Source organism: Paraburkholderia sp. BL23I1N1, assembly GCF_003610295.1.
GTDB lineage: Bacteria > Pseudomonadota > Gammaproteobacteria > Burkholderiales > Burkholderiaceae > Paraburkholderia.
The window spans coordinates 4,619,838-4,638,004 of sequence record NZ_RAPV01000001.1; the positions used below are offsets into that span (position 1 = coordinate 4,619,838).

General features: G+C 61.1%; 16 protein-coding genes and 3 pseudogenes. 14 read left to right on the plus strand and 5 right to left on the minus strand.

Annotation, left to right across the window (positions count from 1 at the left end):
• Window positions 1-130 precede the first annotated feature (130 nt).
• Window positions 131-670: a YbaK/EbsC family protein gene (locus tag B0G76_RS21590; protein WP_120294352.1), complete on the plus strand. Its 540-nt coding sequence runs from the start codon at window positions 131-133 to the stop codon at window positions 668-670.
• A 69-nt stretch (window positions 671-739) separates the two neighbouring features.
• Here the strand turns inward: B0G76_RS21590 and B0G76_RS21595 are convergent, their stop codons facing one another.
• Both B0G76_RS21595 and B0G76_RS21600 read right to left on the minus strand, forming a co-directional pair.
• On the minus strand, window positions 740-1,330 hold the full coding sequence (locus B0G76_RS21595) for a YSC84-related protein (protein ID WP_120294353.1): 591 nt from the start codon (window positions 1,328-1,330) through the stop codon (window positions 740-742).
• Between the two features lie 219 nt (window positions 1,331-1,549).
• On the minus strand, window positions 1,550-2,938 hold the full coding sequence (locus tag B0G76_RS21600; RefSeq protein WP_120294354.1) for an FAD-binding oxidoreductase: 1,389 nt from the start codon (window positions 2,936-2,938) through the stop codon (window positions 1,550-1,552).
• Between the two features lie 290 nt (window positions 2,939-3,228).
• Between B0G76_RS21600 and B0G76_RS21605 the strand changes: the two are divergent.
• The 4 genes and pseudogenes from B0G76_RS21605 to B0G76_RS21625 all read left to right on the plus strand — a co-directional run.
• Window positions 3,229-3,540: pseudogene (locus B0G76_RS21605) on the plus strand (zinc-binding dehydrogenase); the annotation flags it as partial.
• Window positions 3,541-4,684: 1,144 nt separating this feature from the next.
• Window positions 4,685-5,734: a hypothetical protein gene (locus tag B0G76_RS43930; RefSeq protein ID WP_183082109.1), complete on the plus strand. Its 1,050-nt coding sequence runs from the start codon at window positions 4,685-4,687 to the stop codon at window positions 5,732-5,734.
• A gap of 426 nt (window positions 5,735-6,160) precedes the next feature.
• A complete protein-coding gene (locus tag B0G76_RS21620; protein ID WP_120294356.1) occupies window positions 6,161-7,018 on the plus strand; it encodes a carbon-nitrogen hydrolase family protein in 858 nt (285 codons plus the stop codon).
• A gap of 228 nt (window positions 7,019-7,246) precedes the next feature.
• Window positions 7,247-7,594, plus strand: a complete 348-nt coding sequence (locus B0G76_RS21625) for an FKBP-type peptidyl-prolyl cis-trans isomerase (protein WP_259460859.1) — start codon at window positions 7,247-7,249, stop codon at window positions 7,592-7,594.
• Window positions 7,595-7,752: 158 nt separating this feature from the next.
• Here the strand turns inward: B0G76_RS21625 and B0G76_RS21630 are convergent, their stop codons facing one another.
• On the minus strand, window positions 7,753-7,983 hold the full coding sequence (locus tag B0G76_RS21630; RefSeq protein WP_120296647.1) for a DUF2964 family protein: 231 nt from the start codon (window positions 7,981-7,983) through the stop codon (window positions 7,753-7,755).
• 437 nt (window positions 7,984-8,420) lie between these two features.
• On the opposite strand from B0G76_RS21630, the gene B0G76_RS21635 reads away from it, so the two are divergent.
• Complete coding sequence (locus B0G76_RS21635) at window positions 8,421-9,494, plus strand: DUF6765 family protein (protein WP_120294358.1); 1,074 nt, start codon at window positions 8,421-8,423, stop codon at window positions 9,492-9,494.
• 10 nt (window positions 9,495-9,504) lie between these two features.
• Here B0G76_RS21635 and B0G76_RS21640 read toward each other — a convergent pair whose 3' ends face one another.
• Entirely contained in the window at window positions 9,505-9,741 is a 237-nt protein-coding gene (locus B0G76_RS21640) for a hypothetical protein (RefSeq protein WP_120294359.1), read from the minus strand.
• 53 nt (window positions 9,742-9,794) lie between these two features.
• Window positions 9,795-10,103, minus strand: coding sequence for a hypothetical protein (locus B0G76_RS21645; RefSeq protein ID WP_120294360.1), 309 nt, complete (start codon window positions 10,101-10,103; stop codon window positions 9,795-9,797).
• A gap of 261 nt (window positions 10,104-10,364) precedes the next feature.
• On the opposite strand from B0G76_RS21645, the gene B0G76_RS21650 reads away from it, so the two are divergent.
• The 8 genes and pseudogenes from B0G76_RS21650 to B0G76_RS21685 all read left to right on the plus strand — a co-directional run.
• Window positions 10,365-10,703 (plus strand): hypothetical protein, encoded by a 339-nt coding sequence (locus tag B0G76_RS21650; RefSeq protein ID WP_120294361.1) that lies wholly within the window; start codon window positions 10,365-10,367, stop codon window positions 10,701-10,703.
• Window positions 10,704-10,882: 179 nt separating this feature from the next.
• Window positions 10,883-11,695: an H-NS family nucleoid-associated regulatory protein gene (locus B0G76_RS21655; RefSeq protein ID WP_120294362.1), complete on the plus strand. Its 813-nt coding sequence runs from the start codon at window positions 10,883-10,885 to the stop codon at window positions 11,693-11,695.
• A 22-nt stretch (window positions 11,696-11,717) separates the two neighbouring features.
• Entirely contained in the window at window positions 11,718-12,203 is a 486-nt protein-coding gene (locus B0G76_RS21660) for a hypothetical protein (protein ID WP_120294363.1), read from the plus strand.
• A gap of 464 nt (window positions 12,204-12,667) precedes the next feature.
• Window positions 12,668-13,504, plus strand: a pseudogene (locus B0G76_RS21665) (alpha/beta fold hydrolase); the annotation flags it as partial.
• Between the two features lie 131 nt (window positions 13,505-13,635).
• Window positions 13,636-14,205 (plus strand): isoprenylcysteine carboxylmethyltransferase family protein, encoded by a 570-nt coding sequence (locus B0G76_RS21670; RefSeq protein WP_120294365.1) that lies wholly within the window; start codon window positions 13,636-13,638, stop codon window positions 14,203-14,205.
• 9 nt (window positions 14,206-14,214) lie between these two features.
• A complete protein-coding gene (locus tag B0G76_RS21675; RefSeq protein ID WP_120294366.1) occupies window positions 14,215-15,552 on the plus strand; it encodes a glycosyltransferase in 1,338 nt (445 codons plus the stop codon).
• Window positions 15,553-15,650: 98 nt separating this feature from the next.
• Window positions 15,651-17,162, plus strand: a complete 1,512-nt coding sequence (locus B0G76_RS21680; RefSeq protein WP_409076761.1) for a DHA2 family efflux MFS transporter permease subunit — start codon at window positions 15,651-15,653, stop codon at window positions 17,160-17,162.
• Window positions 17,163-17,180: 18 nt separating this feature from the next.
• Window positions 17,181-18,077 (plus strand): annotated as a pseudogene (locus B0G76_RS21685) (glycosyltransferase family 2 protein); the annotation flags it as partial.
• Window positions 18,078-18,167 lie beyond the last annotated feature (90 nt).

Here is an 18,167-nt window from a genome sequence, read left to right on the forward strand (position 1 = left end):
CGACGCCTTTCGCAAACCTTGTGCCTGTCACTATAACAAGCGCTGCATGCAGGCGCGCGTGATATGCCGCAAGCACGCCGCAAACACCGGTGCCGTTAGAATGCCGATGGACCTTTAAACTTTTATCACTATGCACTCGCACGAACTCGTCAAGCAGCTGGACGTCATTCCCGCGGAACAATTGCGCGCGCATTTGCCCGCGCAAGTCGTCGAGAATCTGCCCGCCCAGGGCGTGACCGTATTTGCCGTTAGCGACGATGCTTCGGACACCGCCGAATTTAGCGCGCGCTACGGCTTTGGCCTTGAAGACTGCGCCAACACGATCGTGATCCGCTACAAGAAGGACGGCGCCGAGCATTACGCGGCGCTGGTTTCGCTGGGCTCGCTGCGCCTCGACATCAATGGCGCGGTGAAGGCCGCATTGGGCGCACAGCGCCTTTCGTTCGCCAAACGGGAGGCCGCCGTGGAGCATAGCGGGATGGAGTTCGGCGGAATTACGGCGTTTGGCCTGCCGGAAGACTGGCGCATTCTCGTCGACGCCGCCGTCATGGAGCGTGCTCAGATTGTGATGGGGGCAGGGGTACGGGCGGCCAAATTGTTATTGGCGCCCGAGGTGCTGCAGCAGTGGCCGCGCTGTGAGGTTGCTTCGCTTGCGCTGCCGGTCGAGTGAATCGTCCTGAACGCAGCCGGCCGCGCGACTGCGTGACGATACTTCGCTGCGCTCGCCGGGCGCGTTCGCTCAGATGATCAGACGAGAGATCTTGGTGCCTTCGAGCGACACACCGGCCATCAGGCCGCCGTTCGTCAGCACAAACGCTTCGACCGGGCTGGTGGCGGTCGAGGTGTCGACCGCGCCGTTCGCGCCGACCTTCAGCACGGCGACCGTTGCATCCGCGCCCGCCGCCCATCCCTGGCTGCCGAGGAAATTATCGAGCGCGTCCTGCGTCATGAACAGGAAGATGAGCGCCTTGGACTGCGCGCCGATCTGCAAACCGAACGAGCCCGCGACGGTGCTGTAATAGCCCGCCGTGCGTCCGGCCACGCGCAACGCGCCTTCGCCGTATTGCCCGCCAACCCAGAAGCCCGCCGAAATCACCGAGGGGAACACGAGCACGCCGCGTGCTTTGCCGACCAGCTCACGGGAGCCGGTGACGTTCTCGTAGAGACGTGACAAGGTTGAATCGACGCCGGCGTTGATCGTGTCGCGTTTGCTGGCGTTCGTCGAGGAGGACGAGTTCGAGGGCGGCGACGTGGTCGTGCAGCCGGCGAGACCCAGGCCCGCCGTAGCCAAAGCGGCGCTCGTGGTCATGATGAATTGTCGTCTGCGCATGATTGTTCTCCTTGTGCGTGATGAAGATTGTGATTTCTCTTTTGACAGCCAATGCCGTGGGCCGTGGGCCGTGACGCCGGCAGCCCGTATGCCGGCAGCCCGTACTCCTGCTAACCAGCATGTAGCATGCCTGATGTCACGGCTTGGGTATCAGACTGTCATGACACGCAGACGTTCGCACGGAGATGCACGGCGTTCAATGCCGCGCCTCCCCGATCCCTATGCCGCCGGGCGGATATTCTGATTGTGGCGGAACAGATTGTGCGGGTCGTAGCGGTTCTTCACGGCGACGAGACGCTCGTAGTTGGGCCCATACGCGTCCGCCACCCGGCCGCCTTCCTCCTGCGTCATGAAGTTGACGTACACGCTGCCTAGCGCGAACGGCGCGGCTGCGTCGAAGAAAGCGCGGGCCCAGGCAATGCAGCGCTCGTCATCGCTCGCGTCGTCCCAACGGCTGTGCACGTTCATCGCGTACTGCGTATCGCGGCTCGAATAGGCCATGGCTTCGACGGGCACCCGGCTCGTCTGTGCGCCGATCTGCCCGAAGAAGATTTCGCATTGCGGCGACGGCAGCTTCTCGATGGAATCGAGCAGCGCGTCGATGAGACCGTCCGGAATGCCGTCGAGGTTGTGCGACTTCCAGTAGTTGCGGGCCCCCGGCGTAAGCAGCGGATCGAACGCCTGTTGCCACATGGCGTACGGCATCGGCCCAAGTTGTTCGCCGACCGGCGTGCCGAGGCCGCGTACAGGCTCCACCACGGACGGCCCGTTTTCGACGGGGCCCGAATAGCACGTCGCGAATACGATGACCGGCTTGCCGTGCACCTCGGGCGGCAGGAACGGCAGCGGCGGTGCAAGCCGCAACACGGCCCATACGCTCAACTCTTCCGGCATGTTGTCCACCGCCGTGCGGTACTGGAGGAGGGCATTCTTCGCCTGATCGAGCGGCAGCACGACAAGGCCGCCATAGACGAGCGGCCCTACCGGATGCAGCGCGAACTCGAAACGCGTCACGACGCCGAAGTTGCCGCCGCCGCCGCGAATCGCCCAGAACAGATCGTCATGGGAATCGGCGCTCGCGTGCAGCAGCTCGCCGTCGGCGGTGACCACATCCGCTGAAATCAGACTGTCGACAGTCATGCCGTATCGGCGGCTCAGCCAGCCGAACCCGCCGCCGAGCGTCAGACCCGCTACGCCGGTGGTCGAGTTGATGCCAAGCGGCGTGGCGAGCCCGAACGCTTGCGCTTCGTGGTCGAAATCGCCGAGCGTTGCGCCAGGCTCGACATACGCGCGACGCGCCACTGGATCGATATGTACCGATTTCATCGGCGACAGGTCGATCACGAGGCCGTCGTCGCACAGCGCGGTGCCGGCGATGTTATGGCCACCGCTGCGTATCGCCAGCGGCAGGCCGTTGTCGCGGGCGAATGCCACGCCGCGGCGCACGTCGGCCACGCCGGCGCAGCGCAGGATCATCGCCGGTTGCCGGTCGATCATTGCATTCCAGATGCTGCGGGCCGCGTCGAAACCTGCCTCGCCGGGCAGCAACAGCTCGCCTCGGATCGCGGCTTTGAGTTCTTCAGCGGCGCTGCTGGACACGCTAACCATGACACACCTCCAGACATAATGAGCGACGCTCTCAAATCGCAATTCAGCTGAACAAAGTAAATTGAAAGCGTCTGGACAGGTTCAATTTGCGTCCAGTAAACGGTCCTGTTTCCTTAAGTCAAACGAAGGTAAACCCGCGTCTGCGATCGATGCCGCGCGAAGGCGTGTGCTGCAAGTGTCTGCGCGTTGCGGCGCGAGTCATGAGGTCGCCGCCGTTGCGTATGGTGGAAATGCTCCGGGAAAAGACCACGAGAAGAAGTGTTGGTTGTGCGTCGCGGTGGTGGCTGCGCGACGACACTTTTTTGGCCGTGAAGCATTTCGGCCATGTGGTCAGCGCGCTCGGGTGGGGCACGCATGCGCTAGCGCCGCTGTCGTTTCGCGAAGCCACTTACTCGGGCGTGTTCACGCTGCATGCCTTGCTTTCCGGCGAAGGCCGCGCGCATCACGGCGAAATGCTGCGTATGGCGGCGCGGCTCGCTGAAGAAAACAGGCTCGCGCCCCGGCTCGACCCACGGCGCTTTGATCTGAGATCCGCGCAGCTTGCTTATGACGCACTGGCCGACGGCAGTGCGCGAGGCAAAGTTGTGGTCGAGGTGAATTGACCGCCGGTTACCAACACGCATTGTTCAGATAAAAGCCGCTCTTTTCCTGTTGGCGATGGATTGCGGTTTTCTTTCGCTCGTCAGTAGAGCGGCGCACGGATAAAGATGGCACTCATTGAGACGCGGTGGTCGACGTGTGTATCGGTGTGTGCCTCGTGTCTGATTTGCCCTGTCTATGTGATTGCGCTCACAACCGTCATTGCAAATTCTCTTTTGTGTTCGGACGAACACTGATGCGAAACGTTTGTTCGCGTCACGGTCTACTCCTTACATCGTAAATTGCCACCGGGTAGACGATTGGCTCGCTTGCGCTGTTCAATTCATCTGACGAAGAGATTCGCGCATCCGATAAAAATAATAGTTGGGACTGCATATCTAAAAACAAAAATTCAAAACGCTTTTGCGCCACGGTAATTGACGATCTTTGACAGTCGCGTAACGCAATGAGTCGGAAACAGGTCATCACTTTCGCATTGCGTGGGCTAACGCACGGTCGCCAGGCAGCGCTCCGCATAACTTCAACGTCCATCAGGCCCTGCTGTGCTCTTTTCAAGGCTTTGTTCGCGCACGGCGAGTTGTTTATCCCGAGTCACGTCAAATCGGACCGGGACTGTCCGCGGGAGAGATGTCGCGCGTCGCAAATTCTTCGTGCCGCACGCGGCAATGTCGACCGGGCTTTGAAGTTTCATTTTTAACAGCGAACAGGGATTCACTCGTTATCTGGATCTGTATTCCGGTATATATGTTTAGGAGAATGAAATGAAAAAACAAATCGGGGACGTGCGGGCGTTGGGGACAAGCAGGGCGGTATTGGCGGTCGCTGTGAGTCTTTATGCGGCGATGGCGGGTGCTCAGTCGAGTCCGGCGACACCTGCGGCGCCATTGGCAAATTCGACGAAGTTGTGGGTTGCGCAAGGGTTGCCGATCGGTTGTTCGCTATCCGACGCGTTTGCCTGCAAGCAGGAAGAGGGTGGATCGCGGGGGGCTGGCGGAGTGGCAGCGGCCACGGGTCTGGGGTCGACGTCTGCTTCGGGCTCGCAGAGCAGCAACGGCAGTGGAACTTCGTCGACCGGCGCGGGCACCGGCAGTGGTGGATCGACGTCCGGCTCGGCGGGACTAGGTGCAGGGGGGGCTGGAAGCGGCGGTGAGGGGAAGAGCGGGGCGGGGAGTGGTGGGATGGGTAGTGGCGGAACGGGTAGTGGCGGATCGGGAAGTGGTGGGACTGGAAGTGGCGGAACGGGAAGTGGTGGCACGGGCAGCGGCGGAACGGGCAGCGGTGGAACGGGCAGTGGCGGGACTGGAAGTGGTGGCACTGGCAGTGGTGGAACGGGCGGCAATGGTGACGATGGCCACGGCGATGGCGGTCATGGTGACGGTGGCCATGGCGATGGCGGCCATGGTGATGGTGGGCACGGCGATGGCGGTCATGGTGACGGCGGCCACGGTGATGGCGGCCACGGTGATGGCGGCCACGGCGATGGCGGTCATGGTGACGGCGGCCACGGTGATGGTGGCCATGGTGACGGTGGCCACGGCGATGGCGGTCATGGTGATGGCGACCATGGTGACGGTGGCCACGGTGATGGTGGTCATGGTGACGGTGGCCACGGTGATGGTGGTCATGGTGACGGTGGCCATGGCTATGGCGGCCACGGTGACGGTGGCCATGGCGATGGTGGTCATGGTGATGGCGGTCATGGTGACGGTGGCCACGGTGATGGCGGTCATGGTGATGGCGGTCATGGTGATGGTGGTCATGGTGATGGTGGCCACGGCGATGGTGGCCACGGCGATGGCGGTCATGGTGATGGTGGTCACGGCGATGGCGGTCATGGTGATGGCGGCCATGGCGATGGCGGTCACGGAGCTGGCGGCCGTGGTGATGGTGGTCACGGCGATGGCGGTCACGGAGCTGGCGGCCATGGTGACGGTGGTCACGGCGATGGCGGCCATGGCGACGGTGGCCATGGAGCTGGTGGCCGTGGCGACGGTGGCCACGGCAATAGCGGCCACGGTGACGGCGGCAAAGGCAGCAGCGGCCAAGGCCACGGCGGTGGTTTTGGCGGCGGCTTCGGCAGCAGCGGCGGGCAGGGAGGTGGTTACGGCGGCGGCCACGGCCACTGATTCAGCGGGTGCTCCTCAGCGCGCGGCAGCCGGAAAACGGCTTCCCGCGCTGATGTCCCTGCCGACATGAAGCGAGCGAGGGCAGCAGAACATCCGCTCTCTTTCACCCCCGCAAATTCCGCACAAAAGAAAATCGAAAAACTGAAAAACCAACGCGCGACAATCCAGAGCGCAAAAAATCCCATCGACAGATTCGCCTTGAACCGAAAGGCAATCCCGTCGATGGGATGACTCAAAGCAACTACTCATCTCTCCCCACCCAAAACCCCCAACCGCTACGCACCCCCTCCCTGCGCCTTTTCAACCACCTGCCTTCTCAAACCCGACAAGCACCCGCTCAACGGAATCCGCGGAAACGCAAACGGCGTCTGCCTGCCACCATGCCATCCGTGATTAAATGCCGGGGCCTCGCTCGCCGTGTAAAACACCAAAGCCAAACACCAAAGCCAAACCCCGGCGGGCACACCGCAACAATCCATTCACAACAGAGTTCGCGTTGAATAACAAACAGGCCGCGCTACCACAAGCACCATTGCGAATCGCGGCAGCGCAAGCACAACCGGTGTCCGGCGACATCACGGCAAACGTTGCCAGAACAGTCGAACTGACCGGCGTTGCCGCCGACCGCGGCGCGAAACTGGTGGTTTTTCCAGAGAAATTCCTGAGCGGCTACGAGCCCGGCCTGATTGCCGGCGACCCCGCAAAATACGCCTTCGACGATCACGACGCGCGGCTCGATCCGATTCGGGAAGTTTGCCGCCAGCGCGAGATCGCCGTAGTCGTCGGTGCGGCAACACGCGACGCAGGCGGGCTTCATATTTCTTCGCTGGTATTCGGCCGTTCTGGCGAGCCAATCGAGCCGTATCACAAACAGCACCTCTACAGCAGCGAAATGGAGATCTACCGGCCGGGCACGCAAGGCTGCATGCTGGAGATCGACGGATGGCGTCTCGCGCTCGGCGTGTGCTACGACTCGGGCTTTCCGGAGCATGCGCGCCGCGCCGCGATGAACGGCGCGCACGCCTATCTGGTGAGCGCGCTCTTCAGCCTGAAGACCGGCTTTCACCAATCGCGGATCTGGTTTCCAGCGCGAGCTTTCGACAACACTCTGTACGTGCTGCTGTCGAATCACGTCGGCACCACAGGCGGTTGGGAAACGTGCGGCGCGAGCGCGATCTGGGGTCCCTACGGCGACGTGATCGAGGAAGCGAGCCGCGAACGGGAGGAAGTGATCACTGCGCTACTCGATCCGGCTGTCCTGGCCGACGTCCGTGCCCGCGAGACAGTACTCGCGGACTTCACGGCACACGGCGACGAGACGGCGGGGCAGTACGTGGTGCGCCGTCTGGACTAACAGAGCGCGCGGCCGCTTACTTCAACGCGGTCGCGCAACCGGCGCAACGCAAGATCGCCAGAAGCCGGCCGATGCGGCCGCTCAGCAAAGGCATCGAATAAGCCCATACGCGCAATCATTCAAAGTAGAACATGTCATCCGCTACAATGATGCGCACTACCCACCTGGAGACTCGCTTTGAAATCTATCGTTGCTTTGGTCGCCGCGGCTGTTCTTTCGTCCACGGCGATGGCCGCTTCCACCATTGAAAAATTGCCTTCCGGCGTAGTCGTTGAACATCTTACGCAGGGCACGGGCGCGCAACCGGCTGCTGACGATGTCGTGAAGGTCAACTACCGCGGCACGCTCGCCAACGGCACTGAGTTCGATAGCTCGGCGAAGCACGGCGGCCCCGCGACCTTCCCGTTGAACCGTGTGATTCCGTGCTGGACGCAGGGTGTGCAGAAAATGAAAGTCGGCGGCAAAGCCAAGTTGACCTGCCCGGCGGCCACCGCCTATGGCGAGCGCGGCGTCGGACCGATTCCGCCGAATAGCGACCTGACGTTTGAAGTCGAGCTCGTCGGTATCGTGAAGTAATACGGCGCGAAGCGCACTGAAACTGAACCCCGCTCCGGAGATCGAAGCGGGGTTTTTCTTTTTCGGGGCAAGGCATTTCGCGCCCTGAATTCCATCTGCGATGGAACCTGAAGACTATTCGATCGCCGGGTTTTTCTAAAAGAAGGGAAGTTCTGGTCTTACTCGGACGGCGCGAATAGCATCGACACGTACACAATAGTGGAAACGACGATAATGCCGACGCCGACGAAGACTTTGGTGCGATTGAATTCAAGGCCGCCGTTGATGGCCACGCCAATACCCACTACAGAAGAAAGCGTGCCGATAGTAGCCAGCAAGACGTGAATCTTGCTGCGTATCAGACTACGCCTCTCCGGACTTGCGCCCGCTCTCCATTCACTGAGTTTCATTGCAGGTTCCTCTTTCGCTTGCGCGCAAGTGGCCCGAAGGTTCGAATGAGAGTCAATGCGACAAAGCATCTCCTTTCGCATTGCAACTGGTTTCCCAATTACACGAAGCATATATGAGCCGCCAGACAGTGCAAACAACAAACCAGAAAATTCAGCGTCCGGTTTTCGTAGCGCTATTCGGTAGCACAACCCATATTGCATCGGCTACTGGGATCGATACGCCAGGTTCACTTCCAAAAAAGGGTCGGCGTAATCGGGTGTGGGTGCGTCTTTACGACCCACTTCGCAAGGCGGTAAAGATCACATGATGGCCGTCGTTTTTTAAAGTATCGTTGCACTCGGTCGTTTACGTTCTACGCGTGCGCCGCGATGCAACAACCGTCTGGCGCATTCCGGAGTCTCTGGCATTCATTCGTTGCGCGTCGGGAGCGCCTGTCATGAACATAGACTTTCACTACGGCGTGGTCTATATCGTTGCCCGTGTCGGCGGGATGACGGCCGGCGAGGCACTCACGGTGGCGCATGCCTGCCAGTACATCGACGACGCGACCACGTCGGGAATACTGCGGTTTTCCGGTGGCGAGACTTTCGAGCGCTTCGCCACCGCTCACAAGCTATTCGACTATACCAACACGGAAAATGACCAGAACCGGCTGGTATGGGCGCCATTTCATTTTCTGCCCGCCGGTGTGGGGGAGACCCTCGAAGACATGGCCGTGTGCCGGGCGGACAGCGCCGTTGCTCGCGAGGTGGTCCGCCGGGCGATCCGGCAACGGGGCACCGACACGGCGTTGCATCGTCTGGGTGTGACGCTTCACACGTACGTCGATACATGGGCTCACCAGGGCTTCGCCGGTATCGAAAGTCCGATGAATCGCGTTCATATGCTGGAGGCGGAAGATTGCACGCGGGAAGGCTGGCTTGCTTGCCTTACCCGCGCAACACGGCATCTGGTCGAGCATATCGAGGAAGACGTGCTGACGCTTGCATTGCCCGTCGGTCACGGTGCCGCCTTGCACTATCCCGATCAACCGTGGGCGAAATGGAATTACGTCGACGGCAGAAATGTGCGCGTCGAAAGGCACAATCTGCCTGAGTTCATGCAGGCGGCCGAGATGACGTGCCGCGTGGTGCGCGCTTACGTTGCGGGACGGGAAGATTTTGAAAATCAGCCCGGTTTGCCGGAGGATGTAAAAGCCGCGCTCACAGCGCTTCTCGACACCAATCGGAACCCGGACGACAACAAGCGCCTGCAGAGCATTTGCGAAGCGGTGAAAACCGGCGCCATTCCGGGCCTGTCAGAGTCGATTCCGGACTATGTGCCCAAAGGGCTCGGCTCATGGAAATACAAAGCCACCGGTTTGCAGTCCGACGACGACAGCGGGGACCGGCCCCGCTGGAGCGAAGTCTTTGAGAAAAGCGATTACCGGCGCTTTCACGACGCGGTCAAGGAGCACCGTTTCGTGACGACGCAGGAGATTCTGCCGGCGTGCGGACTGCGGATCGCGTGAACAGTCGGGACTATTCCACCCTTACTTGCTGACGTTGCGCGGCCCGTTCTTCCGCCTGTTTCTTCGCCAGATGTCTTCCCACGAGGCAGCCGCCCACCGCGCCGACTACCGCATGGTGTCCGGCATAGTGGCCGGCGACCCCGCCCACTACCGCGCCTTTCATGCAACCGGCCGCGTTCGCCGTGCCGACCGCTGCCGAAGTCAGCGCAACTGCCGCGAGGGCGGCCTTGATGAAGTTAGCTTTCATCTGAACGTACCCGGCTATTGAGTCTTTCGAAAGTGATGCGCTTGCGCGTCATTTCAATAGCCGCCCCAGCGGGCGCGTTCATGCCATTCGTGCTCGCGCCATTGCTCGCGGCGCCATTCGTGTTCACGCCATTCGCGGCGTTCGCGCCACTCACGCGCGCGCCAGTCGTCGTAGCCACCATAGGCCACCGCGACCGGAGCGGGACCGTAGACGACCGGCCTTGCAACATAAACGGGAGGAGGCGGCGCATAGACGCCGACCGGAATACCGATTCCGACGTCCACATTCACGTGTGCCGATGCCGCAGACGATGCCGCCAGAATTGTCAGGCCAAGTACCGTGCCAAAGATCTTCCTGTTCATTTTCCTTCTCCTTGCACATCCTGGTGCGATGCATCCGGTTGCCACCGGGTTGCCATTGCTTTGCTGCTGAATACGGTTCGGAGTGTAGAAGGACGGTCCAGACACAGGTGAAACAGCGCTGCGACATTGGTAACGCGGGGTTACCGGCAAAAAAAAGAACGGCCGCCCTTTGAATCTCCGAATGCTTGCCTATAGTAGAAGCGGTTATTGCCGCATTGCACAGCGGCCGGCTTCTCTTGACGTGGGTGACGGGGAAAAGAAATGACGCCATCGAATGCTGCGATCTATCAGTCTCAGGCTTGCACGCCCGATTCATTACGAACCCTTGCCGGCTATCTCGAACTCGCGCTCGACGAAGGCGAGAGCGTGGTTCTGATGCGGATCGGCATGCGGGTGCGCAGCGTTTATGTGGGCAATCCGTCCGGCACTCTGGAAGATTTGAAGGATCACGGCGTAGTGGCCGCCTTTGAGGCCGACGAGATGCTGGCATTGACGCAATTGGGACTCAACCGGATAACCGCCGACGATCAACAGTACCGGTTCATGCGCAGTGTGAGGTATATCGCCGACCGCCAGGTTGTCGTCTTTACGCCGATTTAAGCAGCCGGGCGGCAATTGGAGAAGCGAAAGAATGCGGCTGCCGGATAGTGGACTCGAAAGGTTCGTACTCCACGGGATGCATTCCCGTGTCAGCCTGTTGCCTTTATAGCCGCATAGATCTGCCTTTCTGGCGCTATTCATGGCATAGTTCGATCGATTACCACATAAGGAGCAATCAAATGCCCACGTTAGAGCAAATCCAGGCAAAGCTTAAGAAGCTCCAGGCGCAAGCTGACGTCCTTATTGCCAGGAAAGCACAAGCCGCGGTCGACCAGATTCGCGAATTGATGATCAAGCATGGCCTGACTACCGCGGATATCGAAGCAAAGGCAAAGGCGAAACGCGCCGCGCACGCTTTGAATGGACGTGCCGCGAGTGGCAAGTCAAAAGCTGCCGGCGCAGGCAAGTCGATTCCGAAGTACCGCGACAATAAAACCGGTGCGACATGGACCGGCCACGGGCGTGCACCGGCCTGGATCGCCGCCGTGAAAGACCGGACTCTATTTCTGATTGAAGGTGCTGGCGAATTGAAGTCCGCGTCAAAGGCATCGGTCACTCGCGCCAAAGCCGGGAAAAAAGGTCAGCCTAAGGGCGCACAGCCGCCCAAGTACCTCAATCCGGAAACCGGCGCTACGTGGAGCGGGCGCGGTCCGGCACCGGCATGGCTCGCATCGGTCAAAGACCGAAGCAGGTTTCTGATCGATAGCGCTGCGGCAACCAGCACTGTCGCTGCCAAAAAAGGAGTAACGGCAAAAAAGGCAGCCGCGTCAAGAACGGTTGCGAAGAAGGGCGCTGCGGCGACTAAAAAGGCCACGGCCAGGAAAAGCGTTGGCAGGCCTGCTGTGAAAAAGGCCGCTGCAAAGAAAACCGCGGTGAAGAAAACTGCAGCGGTAAAGAAAGCGCCGGGCCGCAAACTGGGCAGCAAACGCAAAGCCGGCACGACGAGCGCTGCCGCAGCGCCGCAATCCTCGACGGTGCACGCGGGCGCGTAAGCGCAACGGAGTCGTGAAGTAGATGACTAGTACGATCGAGTTACCCCAGCAGGAAGACCATGTCGTCCTGCTGGACTCCGTTCCTCATCCGGCAGCCGACGCCGCCGAACCGTTCATTGTCACCAGCAACCGCCGGGTGATTCTGGCTTATCCGATAGCCGAGTCCGACTTCGAACGGTTCGGACCATTCGATGCCGACGACGATCCATTTTGCACGGTGCTATTTCCCGACACCGTGTTTCATCGGCTGGGGCCGCCGGGCGATGCCGATCTCGAGATTCATCCACTCGCGTCGCAAGGGCTCAGCGGGTACTCGGTTCACGAAGTCATGAATTCGTCGCTGGCCGCCGAGATCTCGGCCGTCACTTCGCCCGGTCCTGCACGGCGCCATTTCGTCATCACGTTTCAGGACTCTACGTTCGAATGCGTGGCGTCGGACTATACGGTGGTCGGCGTGTATGGCGCAGGTGAGATTGCCTGCCGGGAAGCGTTTTCACTGGTTCGTTAGCGCGTCAGTGTGTCATGCCGTTTCCTTTCAATAACATTTTCCCTGCCAATTTCGAACGTATGCTCAGTGAGGTTTTTTAGCTTTTAATTTTGAAATATGTTAAAAATCTTTCCGTCATCCTATATTGACATCAAGTCTTCATGCAGTGAGGGCAGACTGGCGTCAACGAATGGCGTGCGGCAGCGATTGAAGCAACGCTTTTCAAATTACATATAAATATATTACGAGGCATCGAACGCTCGATTGAAGCGCGCCTGAGTTCAGGCACGCGCTAGGGAGCGTCGGCAGGTATCACGTCGAGTGGTACATGTTGTCGGTGCAGCAGCGGTCGTCGCGGATCGGACTTGCCGGCGTAAAGGCAAGTCGCATGGGCCTGATCCCCGGTAGTACGGCCGCAAGGCGTCCGCTAGAGCGGGCGCGGTATCGGTACGCATTTGCGTTGCGCAAGTGCATGCGAATACGCCATGCCCATCGAAAAACTCCTTGTTCCGCTACCGGCGGGCCTGAAAGTCTACGTTGAACGTCACGTATTCGATCCGGCCTTCGAGAGTGTCATTCTGATCAACGGCGCGCTGGCCACCACGGCGTCGTTCGGACAGACAATCAAATACCTCGGCGAACGCTATAACCCGATTTGTTTCGATTTACCTTATGCGGGTCAATCGAAAGCGCATAACGTGTGCGACTTCGTGCTGACAAAAGACGATGAAGTCGACATTCTGCTGCATCTAATAGGCTTATTCGAGCCGAGCTTCCTGTTGTCGGTGTCGTGGGGCGGCGTAGCGTCGCTGCTTGCGCTTTCGCGGGCGCGCACCAGCGTGCGGCGCGCGGTGATTGCGTCGTTCTCGCCGCGGCTCAACGAGGCGATGACCGCGTACGTGACCGCGGCACGCGACCACATCGCCGCCGGCGAAAATCTGAAGGCCGCGCAGTTGCTCAACGATACCGTTGGCCGGCATCTGCCGCGCATCATGAAGCTCTACAACTACCGCTACCTCTCTACGCTGCCGCGCGATGAACAGGATCAGGTGGCGTTTCACGTCGACCAGATTCTGGCCCTTCGTCCGGAAGACTATCTTCACGAGTTTCGCAACATCGATTGCGGATTGAAGTTCCTCAACGGCGAGCTCGACGACTACACCACGCCTGAAGATGCCCGCTCGCTCAGCACGCATCTGAAGCGCGCCGAGTTTCTTACGATCGAGCAGGCCGGGCATTTCCTCGATCTCGAAGGCCGGCCCGCGCTGCGCCAGGTTCGGACGGCGATATTCGATTACTTCGGCGCCGCGCGGGTTCAGGCCACAAGCCGTGCGATCGACGGCTTCGACGCGTTCGCCGTCCGCTCGCCCATCATGCCGCTGCAGTCACCCGCCATTGCAAACGTCGCGTTGCAAACCACCGCCGATCACTCGTTCCAACAGGCTGAACTACCGTGAATATCGCTCAGAGCATCGCCATTGTCGTACCGTGGGCGTTGTGGCTGCTGTATTGGGTCGCGACATCGAAACGCGTCAAGGAGACCGCGCGCAAGGAGGCATCGTTATCGCGGACGTTACAGTCGATTCCGTTGATTGGCGGTGGCGCGCTGATCGTGCTGCCGGACTTCACCGCAGCCGCGTTGTCCATCGACGCGCATGCGATCGGGCCGCTGCAGCTCGCCGGCTTCGCTGTGATACTCGCCGGCCTTGCGTTTTCGGTGTGGGCGCGGCTGCATCTCGGCACCAACTGGAGCGTCTCGGTCACGCTGAAGGAAGGGCATGAACTGGTGCGTAGCGGGCCTTATGGACTGGTTCGTCATCCGATCTATACCGGCTGCCTGCTGGCGCTCCTGGGGGCCGTGCTGATCGGCGCGCAATGGCGTGGCGTGGCTGGGCTCGTGCTGATTTTCGCGTCGCTGGCGTACAAGGTGCGGGTCGAAGAGTGCTGGCTGACCGGTCATTTTGGCCGTGCCTATTCGCAGTATCGTCGCGACGTCGCCGCGCTAATCCCCGGTCTTTTCTGAGCGATCTGAATGACGAAAGTCATCATCACCGCGATAGGCTCGGCGGGCGACGTGCATCCCTTGCTCGGTATCGGCGCGGCATTGGCTGCGCGCGGCCACGAGATCGTCTTCTGCACGCATCCGCCATTCGCGGAAGCTGTCTCGCGCCAGGGCTTCACATTCGTACCGATCGGCACCGCCACCGAATATGAAGAGGCGATGGCGAACCCGGCGCTGTGGAACCCGCGGACGTCGTTCCGTACGCTATGGGCGGTGATTGCGCCGACACTGCGACCGCATTTCGACACGCTGGCCGCGTTGGCCGATAGCGACACCGTGCTGGTCGGCACGTTGTGGGCTTTTTCCGCACGCTTGATGCAGGAGTTGTACCGCGTGCCGTTCGTGTCGGTGCAGGTATCGCCGTCGACCCTGCTCTCCGCGCATGCACCGCCGATCCACCCTCGGCTGACAATTCCGCGTGGCTTGCCGCTGGCCGTAAAAACGGCGCTGCTGGGGCTGATCGAGCGACAGGCGCTCGACAAGGTCTGCGGCCCCGCATTGAATGCGTTGCGCGCGGAACTGGGTCTCGCAGCGGTGCGGCGCATTTTTGGCGAGTGGCTGCATTCGACCGATGGCGTGCTGTGCCTTTTTCCGGACTGGTTCGCGCAGGCTCAGCCGGATTGGCCGGCGCCGCGCTGCCTCGGCGGTTTTCCGCTGTTCAACGACACGAGCGTGCCCGAGTCCGATCCGCAACTCGACGATTTTCTCGCCGCGGGCGAGCGACCTGTGGTATTCACCGCGGGCTCAACCCTGATCGATCAGGAGCGCTATGCGAATGCCGTGAGCGCGGCGCTGATGGAGGGCGGGTTACGCGGCATTCTTTTGACGCCGGATGCGCCCCGAATCGAAGCGGCCTCCGCGGCGGATAGGCGTGCAAACGCGCAGGGCGCGCTGCTCAAGCGGCGTTACGTACCGTTGCAGACGCTCTTGCCGCGCTGCCGGGCGCTGGTGCATCACGGCGGCATCGGCACGGCAGCGCTCGCGTATGCCGCGGGCATTCCACAAGTGTTGACGCCGTTCGCGCACGATCAGTTCGATAACGCGCAGCGGGTAGTCGAGAGCGGTTGCGGTGTTCGGCTCGACAAGCCGCTGCAACCTCAAGCTCTTGCGCGTGCATTGAGGCATGTGCTTGGCAGCCCGTCGATCGCGACGCAGTGTGGACGCGTGCAGGACCGGCTCGGCGCGTCTCCGGACGGGTGCAAGACAGCCGCACGCTATATCGAGGGTTTCATGCGGACCGGCGTGCAAACGCAAACCGTTGACCACACGTTTTTGCCGGCAATGGCAGGCAGCGGGCACAGCGTATGAGCGCCGCTACGCCGTTGCCGAAGCGCACCACGTCGGCCGACGCGGCGCATGGCGTCGGCTCCGGCGCGGATTCTGCCGGCGAGCACAGCGTACGCCGCATGCGCGGCGCGCAGCTCGCCTTGCTGACGTTCGCGCTCTCGCTGGCTACTTTCATCGAAGTCCTGGATTCGACGGTCACGAATGTCGCGGTACCGGCTATTTCCGGCGGCCTCGGGGTGTCCAACAGTCAGGGCACATGGGTGATCAGTTCGTACTCCGTGGCGGCGGCCATCGCCGTTCCGTTGACGGGATGGCTCTCACGCCGGCTCGGCGAAACGCGACTGTTTCTCGGCGCGGTGATCCTCTTCACGTTGACGTCGCTGCTCTGCGGCGTGGCCGGCGACTTTCACCTTCTGGTGGTGTGCCGCGCCTTGCAGGGACTCTTTTCCGGGCCGATGGTGCCGCTTTCCCAAACTATCCTGCTGCGTACCTTTCCGCCGGATAAGCGCGTGGTAGCACTCGCGCTGTGGGCGATGACGGTACTGCTCGCGCCGATTTTCGGCCCGGTGGTCGGCGGCTGGATCATCGACAATTTTTCGTGGCCGTGGATCTTCCTGATCAATCTGCCGATCGGCATCTTCTCGTTCGCGGTGTGCACGACGCTGCTGCGCCCTGACGCAACCGCGGCCAAGGCGGCGCCGATCGATCTGCCCGGCATTCTCCTGCTGGTGGTCGGCGTCGGCTCGCTGCAGACGGTGATGGATCTCGGTCACGATCGCGGCTGGTTCGATTCGCCTTTGATCCTGACGCTGGCGATCGTCGCGGGGCTGGCGATCGTGTCGCTGTTGATCTGGGAGGCGGGCGAAAAGCATCCTGTGATCGATCTGAGCCTGTTCCGCGATCGGACGTTTTCGTTTTGTGTGCTGATCATTTCGCTCGGCATGATGAGCTTTTCCGTGGTCGGCGTGATTTTTCCGCTCTGGCTGCAGGCTGTGATGGGCTACACCGCGTACCAGGCCGGGCTCGCCACCGCACCGCTCGGCGTGCTTGCGCTGGTGTTTTCGATTCTGGTCGGCATTTATGCGGCCCGTTTCGACGCGCGTGTGCTCGCGACTTTCGGCTTCCTCGTGTTTGCGGCCGTGCTGTGGTGGGACGCGCATTTCACGCTGACCGTGACGTTCACGCAGATCATCACACCGGGTCTGATTCAGGGCGTCGGCTTGCCGTGCTTCTTCATTCCGTTGACCGCGGCAACGCTCTCGCGCGTGTCCGACGACAAGCTCGCCGCGGCCTCCAGCCTGTCGAATTTCTTGCGCACGCTCTCGGCGGCGTTCGGCACGGCAATGAGTGTCACGCTATGGGATAACCGCGCGCTGTATCACTACGACGTCGTCGCGCAGTCGGTGACGAAATCGTCCGGCAATACGCAGCGTTTCGTTCAAAGTTTGCATGGCATGGGTATCGACGGCGCACGCGAACTCACGGCCTTGCATCACATCGTCCAGCAACAGGCTTACATGATGGCGACCGGCGACATGTTCTACATGGCAAGCATCACCTGCCTCGTGCTCGCCGCGATGATGTGGCTCACACGCCCGAAGCGCGGCGCGGCGATGGCATTAGGTCATTAGGTCACTGAGGAACTTCCAATGACGATCCTGGGCGCATTGATCATCCTGTTTCATCCGAGTGAAGCGCAGCTAGCGCGCGCGGAGGCGATGCGCGCGGTCTGTGATCGCTTGCTGGTGGTCGACAACTCGCCGTTGCCGGATGCGCGCGCCGCGATGATGCTGGGGGAGGCGGGCGTGACGTTGCTCCATCACGGTAATCGCAATGGCATTGCCGGCGCTTTCAATTGCGGTTTGAGCGCGCTCTTCGACTCAGACGTGGATGCGGTCGCGCTCTTCGACCAGGACTCCGAGGCGCCAGTCGACTACTTCGCGGTGATGCGCGAGCGCTGCGCGTCGATGAGCGGCCGGGCGTTTCTGGCCGGCCCGCGTATCTTCGATGAAAACGATCAACGCTTCCTGCCCGAACTTGCGACGAGTGGTATGGCGGTCGAACGACTCTCTATCCACGCCGACGCAGCGCTGCAGCGCTGCGCTTTTCTGATTTCGTCCGGCTGTGTCATTTCGCGCGAGGCGTTCGCGCGGCTCGGCCGCTTCGACGAAGCGCTGTTTATCGACCACGTCGATACCGAGTACTGCTTGCGCGCGCTGCTGCGCAATGTGCCCGTGTATGTCGTGCCGTCGCTCGTCCTGTTGCATCGGATCGGCTCGCGGCGCCGTCACAAACTGGGTTCTTTGGAATTGACGACCATGAATCACCCCGGTTTCCGCCGCTACTACAGCGCGCGAAACGCGATGCAGCTGGCACTGCAATACGGGCTACGGTTGCCGGTGGCGATTGTGCCGAACGTGCTGACGCTCTGGCAAATCGTGCAGATCGTGCTGCTGGAAAAAGACAAACTGGCGAAGCTCAAAGCAATCGCGCTGGGACTTTTCGATGGGTTCTTCGGGCGAATGGGGCCGCTCGAACGCACACGCCCACGACTCGCGGCCAAAGTAGCCAGAACTGCCAATGCGGCATATGCGGCTGATCCGGCCATGCCTGGCGAGATAAATACGCCGGTGGCT

Coding starts and splice junctions, on each gene's coding strand:
- B0G76_RS21590 (WP_120294352.1), top strand. CDS start 131: ATGCACTCGCACGAACTCGTCAAGCAGCTGGACGTCATTCCCGCGGAA.
- B0G76_RS21595 (WP_120294353.1), bottom strand. CDS start 1,330: ATGCGCAGACGACAATTCATCATGACCACGAGCGCCGCTTTGGCTACG.
- B0G76_RS21600 (WP_120294354.1), bottom strand. CDS start 2,938: ATGGTTAGCGTGTCCAGCAGCGCCGCTGAAGAACTCAAAGCCGCGATC.
- B0G76_RS21625 (WP_259460859.1), top strand. CDS start 7,247: ATGGCCGCTTCCACCATTGAAAAATTGCCTTCCGGCGTAGTCGTTGAA.
- B0G76_RS21630 (WP_120296647.1), bottom strand. CDS start 7,983: ATGAAACTCAGTGAATGGAGAGCGGGCGCAAGTCCGGAGAGGCGTAGT.
- B0G76_RS21635 (WP_120294358.1), top strand. CDS start 8,421: ATGAACATAGACTTTCACTACGGCGTGGTCTATATCGTTGCCCGTGTC.
- B0G76_RS21640 (WP_120294359.1), bottom strand. CDS start 9,741: ATGAAAGCTAACTTCATCAAGGCCGCCCTCGCGGCAGTTGCGCTGACT.
- B0G76_RS21645 (WP_120294360.1), bottom strand. CDS start 10,103: ATGAACAGGAAGATCTTTGGCACGGTACTTGGCCTGACAATTCTGGCG.
- B0G76_RS21650 (WP_120294361.1), top strand. CDS start 10,365: ATGACGCCATCGAATGCTGCGATCTATCAGTCTCAGGCTTGCACGCCC.
- B0G76_RS21655 (WP_120294362.1), top strand. CDS start 10,883: ATGCCCACGTTAGAGCAAATCCAGGCAAAGCTTAAGAAGCTCCAGGCG.
- B0G76_RS21660 (WP_120294363.1), top strand. CDS start 11,718: ATGACTAGTACGATCGAGTTACCCCAGCAGGAAGACCATGTCGTCCTG.
- B0G76_RS21675 (WP_120294366.1), top strand. CDS start 14,215: ATGACGAAAGTCATCATCACCGCGATAGGCTCGGCGGGCGACGTGCAT.
- B0G76_RS21680 (WP_409076761.1), top strand. CDS start 15,651: ATGCGCGGCGCGCAGCTCGCCTTGCTGACGTTCGCGCTCTCGCTGGCT.